The organism is Actinomycetospora sp. C-140 (assembly GCF_054796175.1).
Window position 1 is genome coordinate 217,337 of sequence record NZ_JBTWNF010000004.1, and the last position, 18,020, is coordinate 235,356.

At 75.4% G+C, this 18,020-nt stretch carries 14 protein-coding genes; 9 read left to right on the plus strand and 5 right to left on the minus strand.

The window, feature by feature from the left end:
• Positions 1 to 4 precede the first annotated feature (4 nt).
• Positions 5 to 1,006: a DUF389 domain-containing protein gene (locus ACR9E3_RS08945; RefSeq protein WP_460379880.1), complete on the plus strand. Its 1,002-nt coding sequence runs from the start codon at positions 5 to 7 to the stop codon at positions 1,004 to 1,006.
• A gap of 50 nt (positions 1,007 to 1,056) precedes the next feature.
• On the opposite strand, the gene ACR9E3_RS08950 is transcribed toward ACR9E3_RS08945, so the two are convergent.
• From ACR9E3_RS08950 to ACR9E3_RS08965, 4 genes are read right to left on the minus strand one after another with little or no spacing between them, the layout of a single operon-like run.
• Positions 1,057 to 1,791, minus strand: a complete 735-nt coding sequence (locus tag ACR9E3_RS08950) for a DUF4386 domain-containing protein (protein WP_460379881.1) — start codon at positions 1,789 to 1,791, stop codon at positions 1,057 to 1,059.
• A complete protein-coding gene (locus tag ACR9E3_RS08955) occupies positions 1,788 to 2,033 on the minus strand; it encodes a hypothetical protein (protein ID WP_460379882.1) in 246 nt (81 codons plus the stop codon). The genes ACR9E3_RS08950 and ACR9E3_RS08955 overlap by 4 nt, the downstream gene beginning before the upstream one ends.
• Positions 2,034 to 2,093: 60 nt before the next feature.
• Positions 2,094 to 4,787 (minus strand): LuxR C-terminal-related transcriptional regulator, encoded by a 2,694-nt coding sequence (locus ACR9E3_RS08960; RefSeq protein WP_460379883.1) that lies wholly within the window; start codon positions 4,785 to 4,787, stop codon positions 2,094 to 2,096.
• 27 nt (positions 4,788 to 4,814) lie between these two features.
• Entirely contained in the window at positions 4,815 to 5,084 is a 270-nt protein-coding gene (locus tag ACR9E3_RS08965; protein WP_285656900.1) for a DUF2277 domain-containing protein, read from the minus strand.
• 90 nt (positions 5,085 to 5,174) lie between these two features.
• Between ACR9E3_RS08965 and ACR9E3_RS08970 the strand changes: the two genes are divergently transcribed.
• Both ACR9E3_RS08970 and ACR9E3_RS08975 read left to right on the plus strand, forming a co-directional pair.
• Positions 5,175 to 6,002 (plus strand): SCO6745 family protein, encoded by an 828-nt coding sequence (locus ACR9E3_RS08970; protein ID WP_460379884.1) that lies wholly within the window; start codon positions 5,175 to 5,177, stop codon positions 6,000 to 6,002.
• A 165-nt stretch (positions 6,003 to 6,167) separates the two neighbouring features.
• On the plus strand, positions 6,168 to 7,724 hold the full coding sequence (locus ACR9E3_RS08975; protein WP_460379885.1) for an acetolactate synthase large subunit: 1,557 nt from the start codon (positions 6,168 to 6,170) through the stop codon (positions 7,722 to 7,724).
• A gap of 7 nt (positions 7,725 to 7,731) precedes the next feature.
• Here ACR9E3_RS08975 and ACR9E3_RS08980 read toward each other — a convergent pair whose 3' ends face one another.
• Positions 7,732 to 9,369 (minus strand): Na+/H+ antiporter, encoded by a 1,638-nt coding sequence (locus ACR9E3_RS08980; RefSeq protein ID WP_460379886.1) that lies wholly within the window; start codon positions 9,367 to 9,369, stop codon positions 7,732 to 7,734.
• Between the two features lie 273 nt (positions 9,370 to 9,642).
• Here ACR9E3_RS08980 and hrpB point away from each other — a divergent pair, with 273 nt between their 5' ends.
• From hrpB to ACR9E3_RS09010, 6 genes are all read left to right on the plus strand, one after another.
• A complete protein-coding gene (gene hrpB, locus ACR9E3_RS08985) occupies positions 9,643 to 12,060 on the plus strand; it encodes an ATP-dependent helicase HrpB (protein WP_460379887.1) in 2,418 nt (805 codons plus the stop codon).
• A gap of 102 nt (positions 12,061 to 12,162) precedes the next feature.
• Positions 12,163 to 12,756, plus strand: coding sequence for a dihydrofolate reductase family protein (locus tag ACR9E3_RS08990; protein ID WP_460379888.1), 594 nt, complete (start codon positions 12,163 to 12,165; stop codon positions 12,754 to 12,756).
• Positions 12,757 to 12,930: 174 nt separating this feature from the next.
• The gene (locus tag ACR9E3_RS08995) at positions 12,931 to 13,347 is read left to right on the plus strand and encodes a PEP-utilizing enzyme (protein ID WP_460379889.1); all 417 of its coding nucleotides are present in this window, start codon (positions 12,931 to 12,933) and stop codon (positions 13,345 to 13,347) included.
• 58 nt (positions 13,348 to 13,405) lie between these two features.
• Positions 13,406 to 14,839, plus strand: a complete 1,434-nt coding sequence (locus ACR9E3_RS09000) for a hypothetical protein (RefSeq protein ID WP_460379890.1) — start codon at positions 13,406 to 13,408, stop codon at positions 14,837 to 14,839.
• A 76-nt stretch (positions 14,840 to 14,915) separates the two neighbouring features.
• Positions 14,916 to 15,536 carry a hypothetical protein gene (locus tag ACR9E3_RS09005; RefSeq protein WP_460379891.1) on the plus strand — a complete coding sequence of 207 codons (621 nt, stop codon included), beginning with the start codon at positions 14,916 to 14,918 and terminating at the stop codon, positions 15,534 to 15,536.
• On the plus strand, positions 15,533 to 18,007 hold the full coding sequence (locus tag ACR9E3_RS09010; RefSeq protein WP_460379892.1) for a pyruvate, phosphate dikinase: 2,475 nt from the start codon (positions 15,533 to 15,535) through the stop codon (positions 18,005 to 18,007). The genes ACR9E3_RS09005 and ACR9E3_RS09010 overlap by 4 nt, the downstream gene beginning before the upstream one ends.
• Positions 18,008 to 18,020 lie beyond the last annotated feature (13 nt).

Consider the following 18,020-nt stretch of genomic DNA (forward strand, 5'->3'; position numbering starts at 1 on the left):
CCCGGTGACGTCCCGGTCGGTGCTCTCGACGTCGGTCACGGAGGACGACGTCGACCGCATGACCGGCAAGCTCTTCCTCACCGACCGGGCGGGGCGTTCCGCGTTCTGGGTGCTGCTCGCGCTCGCGGCGGTCATCGCGAGCACCGGGGTGGTGGCCGACTCCACCGCCACCGTCATCGGCGCGATGATCGTGGCGCCGCTGATGACCCCGATCCTCGGCACGGCGCTCGCGCTGGTGCTCGCCGACCGGCGGGCGCTGCTCTCCAGCGTCGCGTACGTCGTCGGCGGCGCGCTCCTCGTGGTCGTCATCGGCTACCTGTCGGGCCTGCTGAGCCCGGTCTTGGAGGTCGCCGCGACGAACTCCCAGGTCGCGTCGCGCGTCGCGCCGGAGCTCGTCGACCTGGTCTCGGCGCTGGCGACCGGCGCGGTCGGGGCCTTCGCCCTCGTGCGCTCGGACGTCTCCGACACCCTCCCCGGCGTCGCCATCGCGATCTCGCTGGTCCCGCCGCTGGCCGTGGTGGGGCTGACCCTCGAGGCCGGGGCGACCGACCAGGCCCGCGGGGCGCTGCTGCTGTTCGGCACCAACGTCACCGCGATCATCGCCACGGGCACGGCGGTGCTGCTGGCCTACCGCGTGCGGGCGGCCGCGGTCACCGCCGGGCGGGAGGTCGGCCACCTGCGGCCGCGCACGATCGCCGTGGTGGGGGTGCTCCTCGTCGCGGTCGCCGTCCCGCTCGGCGTCGCGAGCTACCAGACCTTCTACGGGCAGCGGGTGCTGACCGCCGCCGAGCCGGTGGTGGCGCAGTGGGCGCAGGCGCAGGCCTGGGAGGTCGTCGACGTCACCTGGGGGCAAGGGCTGCTGCAGGTCGTCGCGGCCGGTCCGCCGCCGTCCGCCGACCCCGCCGCCCTGCGCCGGGCCCTCGACGCGGCCGGGCTCGCCGGCGTCCCCGTGCGGCTCTCCGAGGTCCTCGGAGGCACGCAGGACCTGCCGGCGAGCACCCCCTGACGGGTCGGACCGCGCCACGGGGCGGCGGTGCCCCGGTGCCGTCGGCGGGCTCACCCGGCCGACGTGATCGCCGTCGGGCGGAAGCCCTTGACCGTCAGCCACACCCCGAGCGAGAGCTCCCAGAGGGCGATCGGCAGCGCGCACAGGCTGCCGGCCACGGACACCTGCTCCGGGCCGCCGAGCATGGTCACGGTCGCCGACAGGAGGATCAGCGGAGCGCCGACGAGTCCGACGATCGGGATGATGCGGGGGACGAGGCGTGACCGGTACATCACGTAGCCGAGGAACAGCGCGTTGATGCCGGGGACGAGGCCGGGGCCCACGAGGAACGACCACTGACGGACCTCGACCAGCGCCTGGCCCACGACGCCGAGGGCGTCCGCCCGGGCGCCGACGACCCCGGCGAGGTCGCTGCGCAGCGCGACGACGCTCAGCACGCAGAGGACGCCGACGAGGATCATCGCGGCCTCGACGACGCGGGAGGTGACGAAGCCGAGCGCGGCGATCCTGCTGACCCGCCGTGTCACCGGATACAGCGCGAGCGCCGTGCCGACCCCGGAGAGCGCGGTGATCACCTCCAACCACGAGCCCCACAGCACGGCCGTGTTGCTCCCGGGGGTCAGGACGAATCCCGCGGGGTCGGCGACCAGGTCGGCGAAGAGCGCGAGCTGCGGGATCGACGCGGCGAACGTGACGAGGTAGAGCAGGCCGGCGGCGAGGGCGATCCGTCGCGTCGTGTCGCGGCGGGGCGTGGTCGCCGGGGCCGTGTGGACGTCGGTGGTCATGGCGTTCTCCTCCAGGGACGGGTGGGCTCGTCGGTCGCGGTGAGCGAGACGAGGGGCAGGCCGAGGTCGCTGATCGTGCGGAGCAGGCCGTGCAGCGCCGGCTGGTCGGCGACGGGACCGTCGATGACCGTGGTGCCGTCGTCCTGGGGGACGAGGGCCATGCCGTCGAACCACGAGGCCCAGCGCGGAGCGAGGCGTCCGCGCACCCGGATCACGTAGCGCTGGTGCTCGCTGCTGCTCATGGCCGGGAACGATGGCCGCGGACGTGGTGAGCGGTCCTCACCACGTGTGGTGAGTGACGGTCAGCGACGGAGCGGCAGCACGCCGAGGTCGTGGGCGCGGCGCACGGCGGTGCGGCGGCTGGTGACGCCGAGCTTCGCGTAGATGCTCTTGGTGTGGGTCCGCAGGGTGTTCAGCGAGACCGACAGCTCGCGAGCGATGTCCGGTCCGTCGAGGTCCGAGGCGAGCAGGCGCAGGACGTCGAGCTCCCGCTCGCTCAGCGGGTCGACCAGGGCCGACGGGGTGGGCACGTCACCGGTGCCCGCGGCGAGCAGGCGGCGCGCGTACGGGTACGCGGGGTCCTGCTTCGTGAGCGCCCGCAGCAGCGTCGCGATCGGCGTCCCCTCGTCGGTGACGACGCGCACGAGGCCCTCGGGCCCGGCGAGCGCGAGGGCGTGGCGCAGGGCGTCGAGCGCGGCCGGCACGTCGCCGCGGGCCTGGGCGGCGAGCGCCTGCAGCACGAGGATCTCGAGGACGGTGCCCTGGCGCGCGCCCTGCTCGGCCGCGGCCCGCAGCCGCTCGAGCAGCGCGGTGGCGGTGTCGTCGCGGCGCGCGAGGAGCAGGCGGGCGAGGGTGAGGTGCTCGTACTCGCGGAGGTAGGACGGCGCGTCGTCGGGGGAGAGCCCCCGCCGGCGCGCCCAGGCCTCGGCCTCGCGCAGCTCGCCGCGCCGGATCCGCAGGCGGGCGCGGACCGCCGGCACGGGCTCGACCTCGGGGGAGTAGTCGCCGTCGTAGGTCCGCTCGGCCTCGTCGAGCAGGGTGAGCGCGGTGTCGTGGTCGCCGCGCGCCGCGCTCAGCCGTGCCGCCGCCACCCGCGCGCGGTACGGGTGCTGCGGCAGCCCCCGGTGCTCGCCGAGCCGCCGGGCCGCGTCCAGGTGCTCGTCGGCCGCGGTGAGCTCGTCCCGCGCGATCAGCGTGCCGGCCAGGGCGACGTGCATGTCCGCCGTGCCGCGCACCGGGGCGGCCGGGTCGGTGAGGGCGAGGGCCCACCGGTACAGCCGTTCCTCGTCGCGGTGGCGGCCGAGCGTGCGGCGGATGTCGCCGAGGGCGATGCAGCAGCCGAGCACGTCGGCGACGAAGCCGGCCCGCTGCAGCCCGGCGATCGCCGCGACGTAGGCGCTCTCCGCTCCGACCAGGTCGCCGCGCGCCCACGAGGCGAGCCCGCCGAGGGCGCCGGCCGCCGCGCGGGTCAGGTCGTCGGAGTCCGGGACCAGGGCGAGGCCGTCCCGCGCGTGCGCGGCGGCGGCGTCGAGGTCCCCGCGGCGCAGGGCGAGCGCCGCCCGGTAGACCTCGAGCCCCGCGGGCACCGACCGGTACCCGTCCTCGTCGACGACGACGAGACCGGCCGGGGCGTGGGCGGGCCAGGGGTCGCCGTCCGGCCGCACGGCGTGCTCGACGTCGGCGAGGCGCTGCTCGACGGTGTCGAACGCCGAGGCCTGGGCGAGCGCGCCCACGAAGGCCAGGCCGAGGACCGGTCGTCTCCGCACGACGTCGTCGGGCACCGAGCGCACCCAGCGCAGGAGCTCGGCCTCCCGCCGTTCCCGGCGCATCGCCGGCATCGCCCGCTCCATCAGCTCCGCGGCGAGGTCGACGTGGCCGCCGGCGAGGGCGTGGTCGACGGCGGCGGGCACGTCGTCGACCCCGGCGAACCAGCGGCTCGCGCGGCGGTGGAGCTCCGGGACGACCTCCGGGCGCTCGTCGGCGAGGTGCGTGCGCAGGACGTCGGCGAACAGGTGGTGGTAGCGGTACCACTGCCGGCGGTCGTCGAGCGGCACCAGGAACAGGTTGGCGCGTTCGAGCGCGGCGAGCGTCGCGCGGCTCCCGTCGCGCCCGGTCACGGCGTCGCACAGCGGGCCGGTCAGCCGTTCCAGGACCGACGTCTCCAGCAGGAAGTCGCGGACGTCGTCCGGCTGGCGGCCGAGGACCTCCTCGGCCAGGTAGTCGACGACGTGGCGGTCGTCGCCGGCGAACCCGGCGATGAACGCGCCGACGTCGTCGCGCCCGCGCATCGACAGCGCCGCGAGCTGCAGCGCGGCGATCCAGCCCTCGGTGCGCGTGTCGAGGGCGGCGACGTCGTCCCCGGAGAGCGCGAGGTCCATCGGGCCGTTCAGGTAGGCCGCGGACTCCGGCGCCGTGAACCGGAGGTCGGCGGCCCGGAGCTCGACGAGCTCGCCCGTCGCGCGCCGCCGGGCCAGGGGGAGCGGCGGGTCGACCCGGGTGGCGAGCACCAGGTGGAGCTGCGGCGGACGGTGCTCGAGGAGGAGCGCGATCCCGTCGTGCACCTCCGGCGCGGTCACGAGGTGGAGATCGTCCAGGGCGAGCACCAGGTCCCGGTCCATCCCGGCGACGTCGTTGAGCGCGGCGACGAGGGCGCTCTCGGTGGACGACGGCGCCGACGGCGACGACGCCAGCAGCTCCAGCGCCTCGGCACCGACCCCGGCCGCGTCCCGCATCGCCGTCAGGACGTAGGTCCAGAAGCGGGCGGGGTCGTCGTCGCGCTCGTCCAGCGAGACCCACGCGACCGCGGCCGCGTCGGCGGGCAGCGCGTCGAGCCACGCGGCGAGCAGCGTCGACTTGCCGAACCCGGCCGGAGCCGACACGACCGTGACGGCGGCGTGCCGGGCAGCCTCGAGGGCCGCGGTCAGGCGCGGACGGTCGACCGTCCCGGGCCGGCGACCGGGACGGCGGTACTTGCTCGCCAGCAGCGGTCCCACCACGCCGGACCCCCCACCTCGGCGCGGCCGTCAGCGGGCGTAGCGCTCGCGGGCCCGCTCCCGCGCCTTGTGCGCCTCGACCTCGCGGTCCTTCGGCGCGGCGGTGGTCACCAGCTCGTCGAGGAGCGTCCGGGTGCTCGCCGTGATCTCGGCGACGGCCCGGGCGAAGGCGTCCTCGTTGGCCTTCGACGGGCGCGCTGCGCCGCTGATCTTGCGGACGTACTGCAGCGCGGCCTCGTGCACCTCGGTGTCGGTGGCGGGGGGCTCGAAGTTGTGCAGGACCCGGATGTTGCGGCACATGCCGCGATCGTGCCGCACGATGTCGAATCGCAGGGAGCCTCGTTCGTCGTCGTGGTGGAGGACCCACACCCCCAGCGAGAGGCTCCCGCCATGACCGACACCGCCCGCCGCATGTTCGAGCTCCTCGAGCCGATCTGCCTGGTCACCTTCTTCGCCGACGAGTGCAACGAGGAGCTGGCCGCGCTGGGCCACCCCACCTACTGGGACGGCTACTTCGCGAGCCGCGCCGCGTCGCTGGGGCGGGTCCCGGCCGAGGTCGTCGACGCGACGTTCTACAGCTTCGCGCCCGGGGAGACCGCGCGGCACATCCCGAGCGCGTGGGCGACGATCCCGCCCGAGGCGTCGTTCGCCGCGCGGGAGCGGGGGAGCGCGGCGTCGGTGCGGCGGATCCTCGGCGCGGAGCTGGCCGGCTCGCCGGGCCTGGTGCGCGCCGCCGACCTGGCCACGAAGGCCGCCCAGGGCGCCCCGGTGAACGGCCGGGTGATGTTCGCCGGGATGCGCAGCATGCCGGTGCCGGGCGATCCGGTCGCCCGGCTGTGGCACTCCGCGACGATGCTGCGCGAGCACCGCGGCGACGGCCACATCGCGGCCCTCGTCGGCGAGCGGATCGGCAGCACCGAGTCCCACGTGCTGTCCGCGCTCGACATGGACATCCATCCGGCGGAGTCGTTCGGGCGCATCCACCACCTGCCGACGAAGCGGCTCGCCGCGGTCATGGACGGCCTGCGCGGGCGCGGGCTCCTCGACGCCGACGGCCGCTTCACCGACGCCGGCCGCGCGACGAAGCAGCGCATCGAGGCGCGCACCGACGAGCTCGCCGCCCCGCCGTACGACGCCCTCTCCCCGGCCGAGCTCGACGAGCTGATCACCGCCCTCGAGCCCCTCACCGCGACCCTGGTGGCCGCCGGCTCGCAGTGACCGGGGTTGTCAGCGAAGTGCCGTCACGGACGCTGGGCGTCCGTATCGGTACTTCGATCACTCGGCCCCGGCCCCGGCCTCGCGCCCGGGAGAGCCACCGTGTGGAGTGCACCCCATGACGACCACCGTGCGCCCCCCGTCCGGCCCGCTCGCCAGGTGCGCCTGGTGAGGGGCGCCGACGCGCTGGTCGGCTCGCTGGTCGGGGCGGGCGTCGACGTGTGCTTCATGAACCCCGGCACCTCCGAGATGCACTTCGTGCAGGCCCTGGACGCCGTCCCGGAGATGCGCGGTGTGCTGGCCCTCTTCGAGGGCGTCGCGACCGGCGCCGCGGACGCCTACGCCCGCCTCGCCGGCCGTCCCGCCGCGGTGCTGCTGCACCTCGGGCCCGGGCTGGGCAACGGGATCGCGAACCTGCACAACGCCCGCCGCGCCGGCACGCCCCTGGTCTGCGTCGTCGGCGCACACGCCACCGACCACGTACGCCACGACGCGCCGCTCGAGTCCGACATCACCGCGCTCGCGCAGACGGTGTCGGGCTGGGTGCACGTCTGCGGCGACGTCCGCGACGTGGCCGACGACGCGGTGCGGGCGGTGGCCGCGGCGCGGGAGCACGGCGGACAGGTCGCGACCCTCGTCCTGCCGGCGGACGTGTCGTGGTCCGAGGGCGGCGCCCCGGCGCCCGCCCTGCCCGCGGCACCGCCGTTCCCGCCGGCGCCGTCGCGGGTGGCCGCCGCCGCGGACGCGGTGCGCGAGCCCGGCGCGGTGCTGCTGCTGGGCGGCCCGGCCCTCACCGCGGCCGCGATCGACGCCGCGGGGCGCGTCGCCGCCGCGACCGGGACCCGCCTGCTGGTCGAGACGTTCCCGCGCCTCTGGGACACCGGCGCCGACCGGCCCCGGGCGGACAAGCTGGCCTACTTCGCCGAGCAGGCCCTCGCGCAGCTCGACGGGGCGTCGTCGCTGGTACTGGCCGGCGCGCGCTCGCCGGTGTCGTTCTTCGGCTACCCGGGCGTCCCCGGCGACCTCGTGCCGCCGGGGTGCACCGTGGTCGGTCTCGCCGACGCGTCGTCCGACGCGGCCGGGGCGCTGGAGGCGCTGGCGGCCGAGGTGGCGCCGGACGTGGTCGCCGAGGGGGCACCGCGCGACGCCCCGGAACCCCCGCCCGGACCGCTGGACGTGCCCACGCTGTGCGCCGCGGTCGCCGCGACCCTGCCGGAGGACGCGATCGTCGTCGACGAGTCGCTGACGGCCGCGGCCGCCCTCGCCCCGGCCCTGCAGACCGCCGCCCCGCACACCCAGCTCGCCCTGACCGGCGGGGCGATCGGGCAGGGTCCGCCCGCCGCGGTCGGGGCGGCCGTGGCGGCCCCCGACCGGCCGGTCGTCGCCGTGCAGGCTGACGGCAGCGGGCTCTACACCCTGCAGGCGCTGTGGACCCAGGCCCGGGAGCGCCTCGACGTCACGACCGTGCTGATCAACAACTCGGCGTACGCGATCCTGCGGGTGGAGCTGGCCCGCACCGGGGCCGGGGAGGCAGCGCACTCGGGGCGAGCCGGGCGGATGCTGACCCTGGGCGACCCGACGCCGGACTTCGTGTCCCTGGCGACCGGGTACGGCGTGCCGGCGCGCCGGGTCGAGACCACCGAGGACCTGCTCGACGCCCTGCGGTGGGCGTACGGCGAGCCCGGGCCGCACCTCATCGAGGCGATCGTGCCGGCGCTGGGGTAGGGCCCGGTCAGCGCACGAGCAGCGCCGCCTGCTCGAGGTCGAGCTCGCGCTGGATGCGGACGAACGCGGTCTCGCTGAGGCGGCCCCGGTCGCGCAGGTCGAGCAGGCACGCCCGTTCCGCGGCCAGCAGGGCCTCGCCGTAGCGGCGGTACGTCTCGTGGGCCAGCTCGTCCGGGCGCTCCGCGTCCCCGTCCGGTCCGGACCGGGTGGGGCCGCCGGTGGCGTGCGCGTCCTCGGGCGACCCGGCGGCCGCGAGCTGTTCGTCGGCGGCGAGCTGACGGTTGGTGATGCGACGCCGCAGCTGCTCCACGACCTCCTCCCGTCCGGGGTCGTCCTGCTGGATCCGCTCGAGCGTCGCCATCGCGGCGTCGGCGGCGGCCCGGCGGGCGTCGGCCTCGTTCCGGGCGTCCTCGCTGCGCTCGGCGCGGGTGCCGGAGATGCGGCTCGCGAGCAGACCGAGGGTGGAGCCCTGCGCGAGCAGGGTGACCAGGATGACCACGAAGGTCACGAACACGATGAGGTCGCGCTGCGGGAACTGCCGCCCGTCGGGCAGCGCGACCGGCAGGGTGAGGACCGCGGCGAGCGAGACGGCGCCGCGCATCCCGGCCCAGGCGGTGAGGGCCGACTCCGACCAGGTGGCCGTCCGCCTCCGGATGAGGGCCGGGACGGCCTGGTCGCACAGGAGCAGCCACAGGGCCCGGACGACGACCAGCACGACGGCGACCGCCCCCGTGGCGAGCGCGACGAGACCGGGCGGGTTCTGGGCGACCGCGGTGACGACGTCGCGGATCTGCAGGCCCACGAGCAGGAAGACCGCCCCCTCGAGCAGCCAGGAGACCGCGCCGCGGACCGAGCCGGTGATGACCCGCGCCCCGGGCTCCATGATCGTGGTGGCGCGGTGGCCCAGGTAGAGCCCGGCGACCACGACGGCGACGAGGCCGGACGCGCTGATCACCTCGGCGGGAAGGAACGCCGCGAACGGGGCGACGAGGAAGACCACGACGTCGGTGTAGGGGTTCTGCACCCGCCGGCGCACCCACGCGATCACCGCGGCCGCGACGCCGCCGATGGCCAGCCCGCCGAGGGCCGCGAGGAGGAACTGCCCCGACGCCTCGCCGAACGACACCGACCCGGCCGTGACCGCGCCGACGGCGACGGTGAGCACGGTCAGCGCGGCGGCGTCGTTGAACAGGCTCTCGCCCTCGAGCAGGGCCACCACCCGGCGCGGCATGCGGATGCGTCGCGCGACGGCGGTCGCGGCGACGGCGTCCGGGGGCGCCACGACCGCGCCCAGCGCGCACGCCGCCGCGAAGCCCAGCCCGGGGACCACCCAGGCGGCGACCAGCCCCACCGCGAGCGCGGACACGACCGTCAGCCCGACCGAGAGCAGGAGGATCGAGCGCAGGTGGACGCGGAACGCAGGGACCGAGGCGGCGAACGCCGCGCTGTAGAGCAGGACCGGGAGCACGACGACCAGCACGAAGTCCGGCTCGATGCGCACCGCCGGGACGCCGGGGATCCACGAGAGCGCGGTGCCGACCACCAGCAGGGCGATGGGGTCGGGGACCCCGAGGCGGCGGGCGCCGGCGCGCACGGACGCGGTCACGACGACGACCGCGACCACCATCGCGACGATCTCGACCAATCGGGTCTCCTGGGCTCCGGCCCGGCCGCGCGCCGACCCCGGGAGTCCGGGCAGCGGCGACCGCCCCACTCCCGCGCAGGTGCGCGCAGAGGGGGTCGAGGCGGTGGACGGGATGAGGACGGCGGTCCCGGTGGCGCGAGGTCTGCACCAACGCGAAGCGACACCAGGGGCGACGGGGCCCGCACGCTGGCGTGGGGAGGAGCTACCCGGCGGCGGCACCCGGTCACACACGATGTCGTCGACCGCGCGCGGGCGCCTGGTAGACCGGCGGGTGTGATCGACGAGGTCGACCTCGACCTGCCGGTGCGCGCCGCGCTGCCGGAGCTCGAGGAGGCGCTGGGCGGGAGCGGGGCGGCCGTCCTCGTCGCCCCGCCCGGCACCGGCAAGACCACGCTGGTGCCGCTCGCGCTCGCCGGGTCGGTCGGGGGACGGGTCCTCGTCGCCGAGCCCCGGCGCGTCGCCGTCCGCGCCGCGGCCGCCCGGATGGCGTGGCTGCTCGGCGAGCCGGTGGGCGGGCGGATCGGCTACGCGATCCGCGGCGAGCGCCGCACCGGCCCGGACACCCGGGTCGAGGTCGTGACGACGGGCCTGCTCGTGGCCCGGCTGCAGCGCGACCCGGAGCTCGCGGGGATCGACGCCGTCGTCCTCGACGAGTGCCACGAGCGCCACCTCGACACCGACCTCGCGCTGGCCTTCGCCGTCGACGCGCGGGCGGCGCTGCGCCCGGACCTGCGCCTGCTCGCGACCTCGGCGACGGCGACCGCCGACGACCTGGCGGCCGCGCTCGACGGCCCCGTCGTCACCGCCCCCGACCCGATGCACCCCGTCGACGTCGTCTGGAGCCCGCCGTCCCGACCCGTCCCCCCGCCGCGCGGGATGCGGGTGGAACCGGCCCTGCTCGACCACGTGGCCGCGGTGGTGCGCCGCGCTCTCGACGACGCGGGCGGCGACGTGCTCGTGTTCCTGCCCGGACGCCGCGAGATCGACGACGTGGCCCGCCGTCTCGGCGGCGTCGGGGCCGAGGTGCTCACCCTGCACGGCGGGCAGGACGCGACGCGTCAGGACGCGGTGCTGCGGGGGTCGGACGGCGGGCGCCGCGTCGTGCTCGCGACGTCGATCGCCGAGACGAGCCTGACGGTGCCCGGGGTCCGCGTCGTCGTCGACGCCGGGCTCTCCCGGCGGCCGTGGACCGACCACGCGCGCGGCCTCGACGCGCTGGTGACCGTGCTCGCGTCGCAGTCGTCGGCGACCCAGCGCGCCGGCCGGGCCGGCCGCGAGGCGCCCGGGACGGTGTACCGCTGCTGGTCGGAGGCCGAGCACGCCCACCGCGACCGGGACGACGATCCCGAGGTGGCGCACGCCGACCTGGCGGGCTTCGCCCTGCAGCTCGCGCGGTGGGGCACCCCGGACGGTTCAGGGCTCGCGCTGCTGGACCCGCCGCCGGCGACCGCGTTCGCCGCGGCGGGGGAGGTGCTGCGCGGGCTGGGTGTCGTCGACCACGGCGGCGACATCACCGAGCGCGGCCGAGCGGTCGCGACGGCCGGCATCCATCCCCGACTGGGCCGCGCCCTGCTCGACGGCGCCGACGCCGTCGGGGCGGACACGGCGACCGAGGTGGTGGCGCTGCTCGCGGACGACGTGCCCGGCGACGCGGACGACCTCGAGGAGCGCCTGCGCGCGGCCCGCGCCGCGAACGATCCGCGGTGGCGGGCCGAGGTGCGCCGGTTGCGTCGGGTCCCCGGACTGCCGTCCCGGACCGGTAGCCGGCGTGGCGCCGCCACGGTCGTCGCCCTGGCCTACCCCGACCGGCTCGCGCGCGCCCGCGGCGAGGAGGCGCGGGAGTACCTGACGACCGGTGGCACCGGGGTCGAGCTCGCCGTCGGGTCGCGATTGCGGGGCAGCCCGTGGATCGCCGTCGCCGACGCCGTGCGCGGCCCCGGCGACCGGGTGGCCCGGGTGCGGCTGGCCGTCCCGATCGACGAGGACCTCGCCCGGGAGGCCGCGGCGGGCTGGTGGCGTGACGACGCGGTGGTGGCCTGGGAGGGCGGCGACGTCGTCGCCGAGCGCCGCGAGCGTCTCGGCGCGATCGTCCTGGCCCGCCGACCCCTGGCCCGTCCCGACCCGGCGGCGGTGGCGGCCGCGGTGCGCGACGGCCTGGCCGCCGAGGGGCTCGGGCTGCTCCGCTGGGACGACGCCGCGACGGCGCTGCGGTCCCGGCTGGCGTTCCTGCACGCGGCCCGGGGCGACCCGTGGCCCGCGGTCGACGACGAGACCCTGCTGGCCCGCCTCGACGAGTGGCTCGACCTCACGCGGGCGCGCCGCCGGGCCGACCTCGCGCGGATCCCGGTCGCCTCCGCGCTGCGCGCCCTCGTGCCGTGGTCGGAGGCCGGCCGGCTCGACGAGCTCGCGCCCACCCACGTCACGACACCCGACGGGCGCCGCGTCCGCGTCGACTACGCCGACCCGGCGGCACCGGTCGTGGCGCTGAAGGTCCAGCACGCGTTCGGGTGGGAGCGGGCGCCGGTCCTGGCCGGCGTGCCCGTCGTGGTCCACCTGCTCTCACCCGCGGGACGCCCGGCGGCGGTCACCGCCGACCTGGCCTCGTTCTGGGACTCCGGCTACCCGCAGGTGCGCGCGGAGCTGCGCGGCCGCTATCCGAAGCACGCGTGGCCGGAGGATCCGCGGCGCTGACGAGATTCCCGCGCGGCGATGTCGAAATCGCTCGGGGCCCTTTCGTCGACGGGGTGAGGGACCGGCACTCCCGCCGGCGCCCCCGACCCGACGGAGGACACCATGACCGCCACCTACACCTTCGACATCTTCTCCAGCCTCGACGGCTACGGCTCCTACGGCGGCGACGGCGACTGGGGCGGCTACTGGGGCAAGCAGGGCCCCGAGCTGCTCGACCACCGCCTCGCCTCGTACGGGCCGGACCAGCGGATGGTCTTCGGGGCGAACACCTTCCGGCAGTTCGTCGCGATGCTGGCCGAGAGCAGCGAGGGCGACGACGTCCGCGACCCGTGGGTCACGGAGATGCGGAACAAGCCCATGACGGTCGTGTCGTCGACGCTGGAGGCGCCCTTCGACTGGCCGGACGCCACCGTCGTGGGCGGGGACGGCGTCGAGACCGTCACCCGGCTCAAGGAGGAGTCCGACGTGCCGCTGCGCTCGCACGGCAGCCTGACCCTGAACTGGGCGCTCATGGCCGCGGGGCTGGTCGACCGCGTCCAGGTGACCGTCTTCCCCGTGATCACCGGGCGGTCCGGCACCGAGCCGGTCTTCGGCGGAGCGCCGGACCTCGACCTCGAGCTGCTGGAGCACCGGACGCTCGACGGTGACATCCAGGAGCTGGTCTACAAGCCGACCCTGCACGTCTACGGCGCCTGACGGCCCGCGGTCGGGGCCCCTATCCGAGCCAGACAACCCCGCCGACGTCTTTTGTCTCCGCTCTCCCTCGGCGCGTGGAGTGATCCAGGGCACTGTGACCTGGGCAACGCCGGGCGGAACAGTCGACGGAGCCGGGCCCCGCCCGCACATGTCAGTGGTTCGAGGAGGAACTCCATGGCCGACGTCCTCGCCGAGGGCTACAACGTCTTCGACACGTCCAAGTCCCCGTCGGGGACGGTCAAGTACCTGTCGGCACCGTCCGACGTGATCCAGCTGATCCAGAGCGGGAAGCTCAAGGAGCACATCCTCCTGGTCCGTGGCGGCACGACGACGTTCCTCGCGCCGGCGCTGAGCATGGGCGCGATCGGCGTGATCACGATGTCCGGGGCGCCGGAATCGCACCTCGGCATCCTCTCGCGGGAGTTCCAGACCCCGTGCGTGATGACGGCCCACCTCACGAGCAGCGACTCGCGCTACGTCGTCGGCTCCACCGACGAGGCGCACTTCGAGGAGATCGCACGCGAGCTCGACGGCAAGCAGGTCCGGCTCGACTGCACCGACCACGAGACCGGCCGGGTGGTGGCGGAGTAAGCCGCCGCGGACCGCCGACGCCAGCCGACCACCGATCACGCCAGGAGCTGACAGCACAGTGACCACGACCGAGGGCAAGCGCGCCTCCTTCCGGCAGCGCTACGAGGAGGGCGACGACGGCCTCCGCTTCCAGGACCTGACCTACACCGGCAACTTCGTCGGCATGGAGCCCGTCACCGACGGGATCAAGGGCGACAAGATGATGAAGTCGCGCGCGAAGAGCGGCGTCCTGGAGAAGGTCTCGAAGGAGGACGTCCTCCGCGACCACTTCACGATCGACGAGCTCAACGACCTCAACAACTACCTCGCCTGGAACATCTGGGACGTGCTCGTCATGCGGGCCACCGAGGGCGTCTCGGGCATGATCCCCCGCCAGGAGTACGAGATCCTGGCCTTCATGCACGAGTTCTACCGGTGGCCGGAGCTCATGGCGATGACCACCGAGGCCGTGGGCGGCGCGCAGGGGATCATGGACATCGGCGCCTCGGCGCGCCGCGAGATCGGCACCAAGGTGAACGCGGTGCACGACTGGTGCATCGGCGCCGTCGGTTTCGGGATGGGCCGCTGCGGTCTGCTCGCCCTCGAGGCGATCAAGCCCGACGAGTACGTCGAGGAGTCCAACGAGATCCTCAAGTTCATGCAGCGGGTGCTGTGGGGCAAGCGCCAGGACGGCTACATCCTCAACTCGCAGGACCGCTACCGCTGCCGGATCCACGACCAGGACTTCCTCGACTCGATCGTCAACCAGGTCGAGCCGCTCGAGCCGGACAGCCCCGAGCACGGCGCGTTCACGCAGTTCAACGCGGCGGCCGAGCTGCTCGCGTTCCTCGACCACTACGACTGCCGGCTCGGGCTGGGCGACACCGGCCCGTACGAGCTCGCCGACGGGCGGCTGCTGATCCTGCGCGACCTCTTCGTCAACGAGGAGGTCTTCCACTGGAGCGACGTCTGCGAGGACGCCGGGCTTCCGCACGTCTACACGCTCGCGCTGATCATCGACCCGGAGATCATGAGCCTGGAGGAGATCCGGGTGAACGACATCTCCACGACGTTCACGCGGCCGAAGAACTACCTGCAGGCCGTGGTCGGTGGCGCGGTGTTCGCCCGCGAGAAGTGGGACACGCCGATGGGCGAGGTCTACAACATCCCGATCAAGGATCTCGGCGACCACCTCGGGCGTGTCCAGACCGCGACGCTGAAGCTGTACACGAAGACGTCGAAGATGTGCCGCCGCGACCTGATCTGGAACGGGCAGTACGTCTACTACATCGACATGATCCTCCCGCACATGCGCAAGGCCGGGACGTACGAGAAGGCGTGCCGCGACTACGACCTGTGGGAGATCGACCAGCGCGTCGCGAACTACTACTACGACATCACCAAGCGGGGATTCGCGCAGGAGACCGTGCCCAGCAAGATCTTCTCAGGCGCCGGCTACCTGCCCTTCCCCGACGGCGTCAGCCCGACCCGGTCGAAGTACCGCTGGCTGTAGGTGCGCTGCGTGCACGTGAGCACTTGGCGCCCCTCCAGGGGCGCCGAGTGCTCACGTGCCGACCGGAGGGAGGCACATGACCGTCACGACCCTGGCCAAGCCCGACTACGACGTGCTCAACGTCCTGGCGCTCAAGAAGATGGCCGACGCCGCCGCGATCGCCGCGGTCACCGGGATGCCGGCAGGTGACGTCGAGGGACGCCTGGAGAGTCTGGCGGGCGGGGGGCTCGCGGTGGTCGCCGGCGGCGCCGCCCTGCCCACCGACGACGCCGAGCCCGCCCTCGCGGCCACCGCCGCCGAGGTCTACGCGCCGGTCCGCGCCGACGGCGACGTCCTGGCGCTCGTCGAGAGGTTCGAGACGACGAACACCCAGTTCCTCGCGGCCATGTCGTCGTGGCAGCAGGTGGAGGTCGGCGGCCGGAAGGTCACCAACGACCACACCGACGCCGCCTACGACGAGAAGGTCATCAGCAGGGTCGAGCGCCTCGTCGGGCGCCTCGAGCCGCTGATCGACGCCCTCGCGCGGCACGACGCCCGGTTCGCCACCTACTCCAGCCGGTTCGCCGCGGCGCTCGAGGCGATCGACGCCGGCGACCACGACCTCGTCTCGTCCCCGACGCGCGACTCGGCGCACACCGTCTGGTTCGAGTTCCACGAGGACCTGCTGCGCACCCTGGGCCGGGAGCGCACAGAGTGACCACCCCGACCACCTGGACCCGTGCGTTCACCGACGACGGGCCGGTCGACGTCGACGAGCTCGGCGGCAAGGGCTCCGGCCTGGTGCGCATGACCCGCGACGGGCTGCGGGTGCCGCCCGGTTACGTGATCACCACCGCCGCCTGCCACGTCTACCTCGACCGCCGCGCGCTGCCCGACGGTCTGGAGGACGAGGTCCGCGACCGGCTCGCGGCGCTGGAGACGGCGACGGGGAAGGCGTTCGGCGCCGGTCCCGAGCCGCTGCTGCTCTCCGTGCGCTCGGGGGCGCCGGTGTCGATGCCCGGGATGATGGACACGGTCCTCAACCTCGGGCTCTCCCGGGAGGCCGCCGTCGCGATCGCGGAGCGCTCGGCCGACACCCGGTTCATGGCCGACCTCGTGGCGCGGTTCCACCTGATGTACTCCGAGATCGTCCTGGGTGCGCTCGACGACCGGCCGGCGGTCGACGCCCTGGTCGTCGCGACCGGTCCCGGCGACGACCCCGCGGCGACGTACGACCGCGTCTGGGCCGCGGCCGAGGCCGCGCTCGACGACGAGCTCGGCGAGAGCGTGCCGGAGACGCCCTGGGAGCAGCTCGTCCACGCCGTCGAGGCCGTCTTCCGCTCGTGGAACACCCGCCGGGCCCGCACCTACCGCGACCACCACGGCATCCCGCACGACATGGGCACGGCCGTCGTCGTCCAGTCGATGGTGTTCGGCAACCTCGACGACGACTCCGGCTCCGGCGTCGCGTTCACCCGCGACCCGGTGACCGGCGAGCCGGGCCTCTACGGCGAGTACCTCGCGCACAGCCAGGGCGAGGACGTCGTCGCCGGCGTCCGCACCCCCGATCGCGTGCAGGAGGCACTGCCGCCCGACCTGCTCGCCGAGCTGGAGCGCACGGGCGCCGAGCTCGAGGCGCGGCACGGCGACGTGCTGGACATCGAGTTCACCGTGGAGCACGGAGTCCTGTACTTCCTGCAGGTCCGCAGCGCCAAGCGCACGCCCGAGGCCGCCGTACGGATCGCCGCCGACCTGCTCGCCGACGGCACCGCGAGCGCAGGCCGGGCGCTGAGCCTCGTCACCGCCGACCAGCTCCGGCAGGCGCAGCGGCCCGGGTTCGACCCGGACGCCCGCGCCGGCGCGCCGGTGCTCCTGACCGGCATCGGCGCCTGTCCAGGTGAGGTCTCCGGTGAGCTGGTGCTCGACCCGGACCGGGCCCGCGACCGGGCCGACGCCGGCGCCGCGGTCGTCCTCGGCCGCTCGGTCACCAGCCCCGCCGACCTCCACGGCATGATCGCGGCCGTCGGCATCGTCACCGCCACGGGCGGCTCCACGAGCCACGCCGCGGTGGTCGCCCGCGCGCTCGGGACGGCGTGCGTGGTGGGGGCGGCCGACCTCGAGATCGACGACGCGGCCCGCACCGCCCGCATCGGGGACCGGACCCTCGCCGAGGGGGACCCCGTCTCGCTCGACGGCGGTTCGGGGGAGCTGTTCGCGGGCGCGCTGCCCACCACCACGCCGGCCGCCGCCAACGAGGCGATGGACACCCTGCTGGCCGCGGCCGCCGACGCGGCGGGCAGCGAGGTGCTGGCGCGCGTGACCCTGCCCGCGGACGTCGCGACCGCGTGCGCCGCCGGGGCGACCGGCGTGGTGACCGCGATCGACGACGTGCTCGCCGCGTCCGGCGACCTCAACCGGCTGGTGGAGACGCTCCTGGAGAAGGGCCTCAACGGGGTCGGGGCGCTCACCGAGGTCGGTGACGCGGTCGCCGAGCACCTCGCGCCGCTGCTCGCGGCCGCGCGCGAGGGCGGGGTCGTCGACGTCGACGTCCGGGCCGTCGACCTGCTCGCCGACGAGTCCCGCGAGCTGCTCCAGCAGACCGCGGTGACGACCCGCCACCCCGAGCTCGCGCTGCCGCTCGGCGTCCCCGACCTGATCCGCGCGCAGCGCGAGGGACTCGCCCGCGCCGCGGGCGCGGCGGGCTACGGCGGTCGGCTGCGCCTCGCCGTGCGCCACGTCTCCGACCCGGCCGAGGCCCGGGCCCTGGCAGCCCTCGGCGACGGCAGCGACGGTGCCGACGCCCCGGCCGTCGGCACCTACCTGAGGAGCCCCCGGGCCGTGCTCGGCGCCACCGAGCTCGCGGCGCCGGGCGGCGTCGTGTGGCTCGAGGTCCGCGCGCTGCAGGCGGCCATGTTCGGCATCCCGGCCCGGCAGTTCCTCACCGCCGAGCCGCTCGACTCCTACATCGCGCGGGGCCTGCTCGCTGTCGACCCCCGCCACGAGCTCGACCCCGTGGTGGTCCACCTCCTGCGCGACGTCCCGGCGGGCGCCGGGGTGCGCCTGAGCGGGTCGGTCTCCGAGGCGGTCGCGGCGACGCTGCACGGCCTCGGCTTCCGCCGCTACGCCGTCGACCTGCCCGAGGTCCGCCCCCTGCTGCTCGGCCTCGGGCGGTGCGCTGCGCGCACGTGATCAGTTGGGCCCG

Bases quoted from the DNA above. Each gene is read 5' to 3' on its own strand.
- ACR9E3_RS08950 (WP_460379881.1), bottom strand. From the start codon at position 1,791: ATGACCACCGACGTCCACACGGCCCCGGCGACCACGCCCCGCCGCGAC.
- ACR9E3_RS08955 (WP_460379882.1), bottom strand. From the start codon at position 2,033: ATGAGCAGCAGCGAGCACCAGCGCTACGTGATCCGGGTGCGCGGACGC.
- ACR9E3_RS08965 (WP_285656900.1), bottom strand. From the start codon at position 5,084: ATGTGCCGCAACATCCGGGTCCTGCACAACTTCGAGCCCCCCGCCACC.
- ACR9E3_RS08970 (WP_460379884.1), top strand. From the start codon at position 5,175: ATGACCGACACCGCCCGCCGCATGTTCGAGCTCCTCGAGCCGATCTGC.
- ACR9E3_RS08990 (WP_460379888.1), top strand. From the start codon at position 12,163: ATGACCGCCACCTACACCTTCGACATCTTCTCCAGCCTCGACGGCTAC.
- ACR9E3_RS08995 (WP_460379889.1), top strand. From the start codon at position 12,931: ATGGCCGACGTCCTCGCCGAGGGCTACAACGTCTTCGACACGTCCAAG.
- ACR9E3_RS09005 (WP_460379891.1), top strand. From the start codon at position 14,916: ATGACCGTCACGACCCTGGCCAAGCCCGACTACGACGTGCTCAACGTC.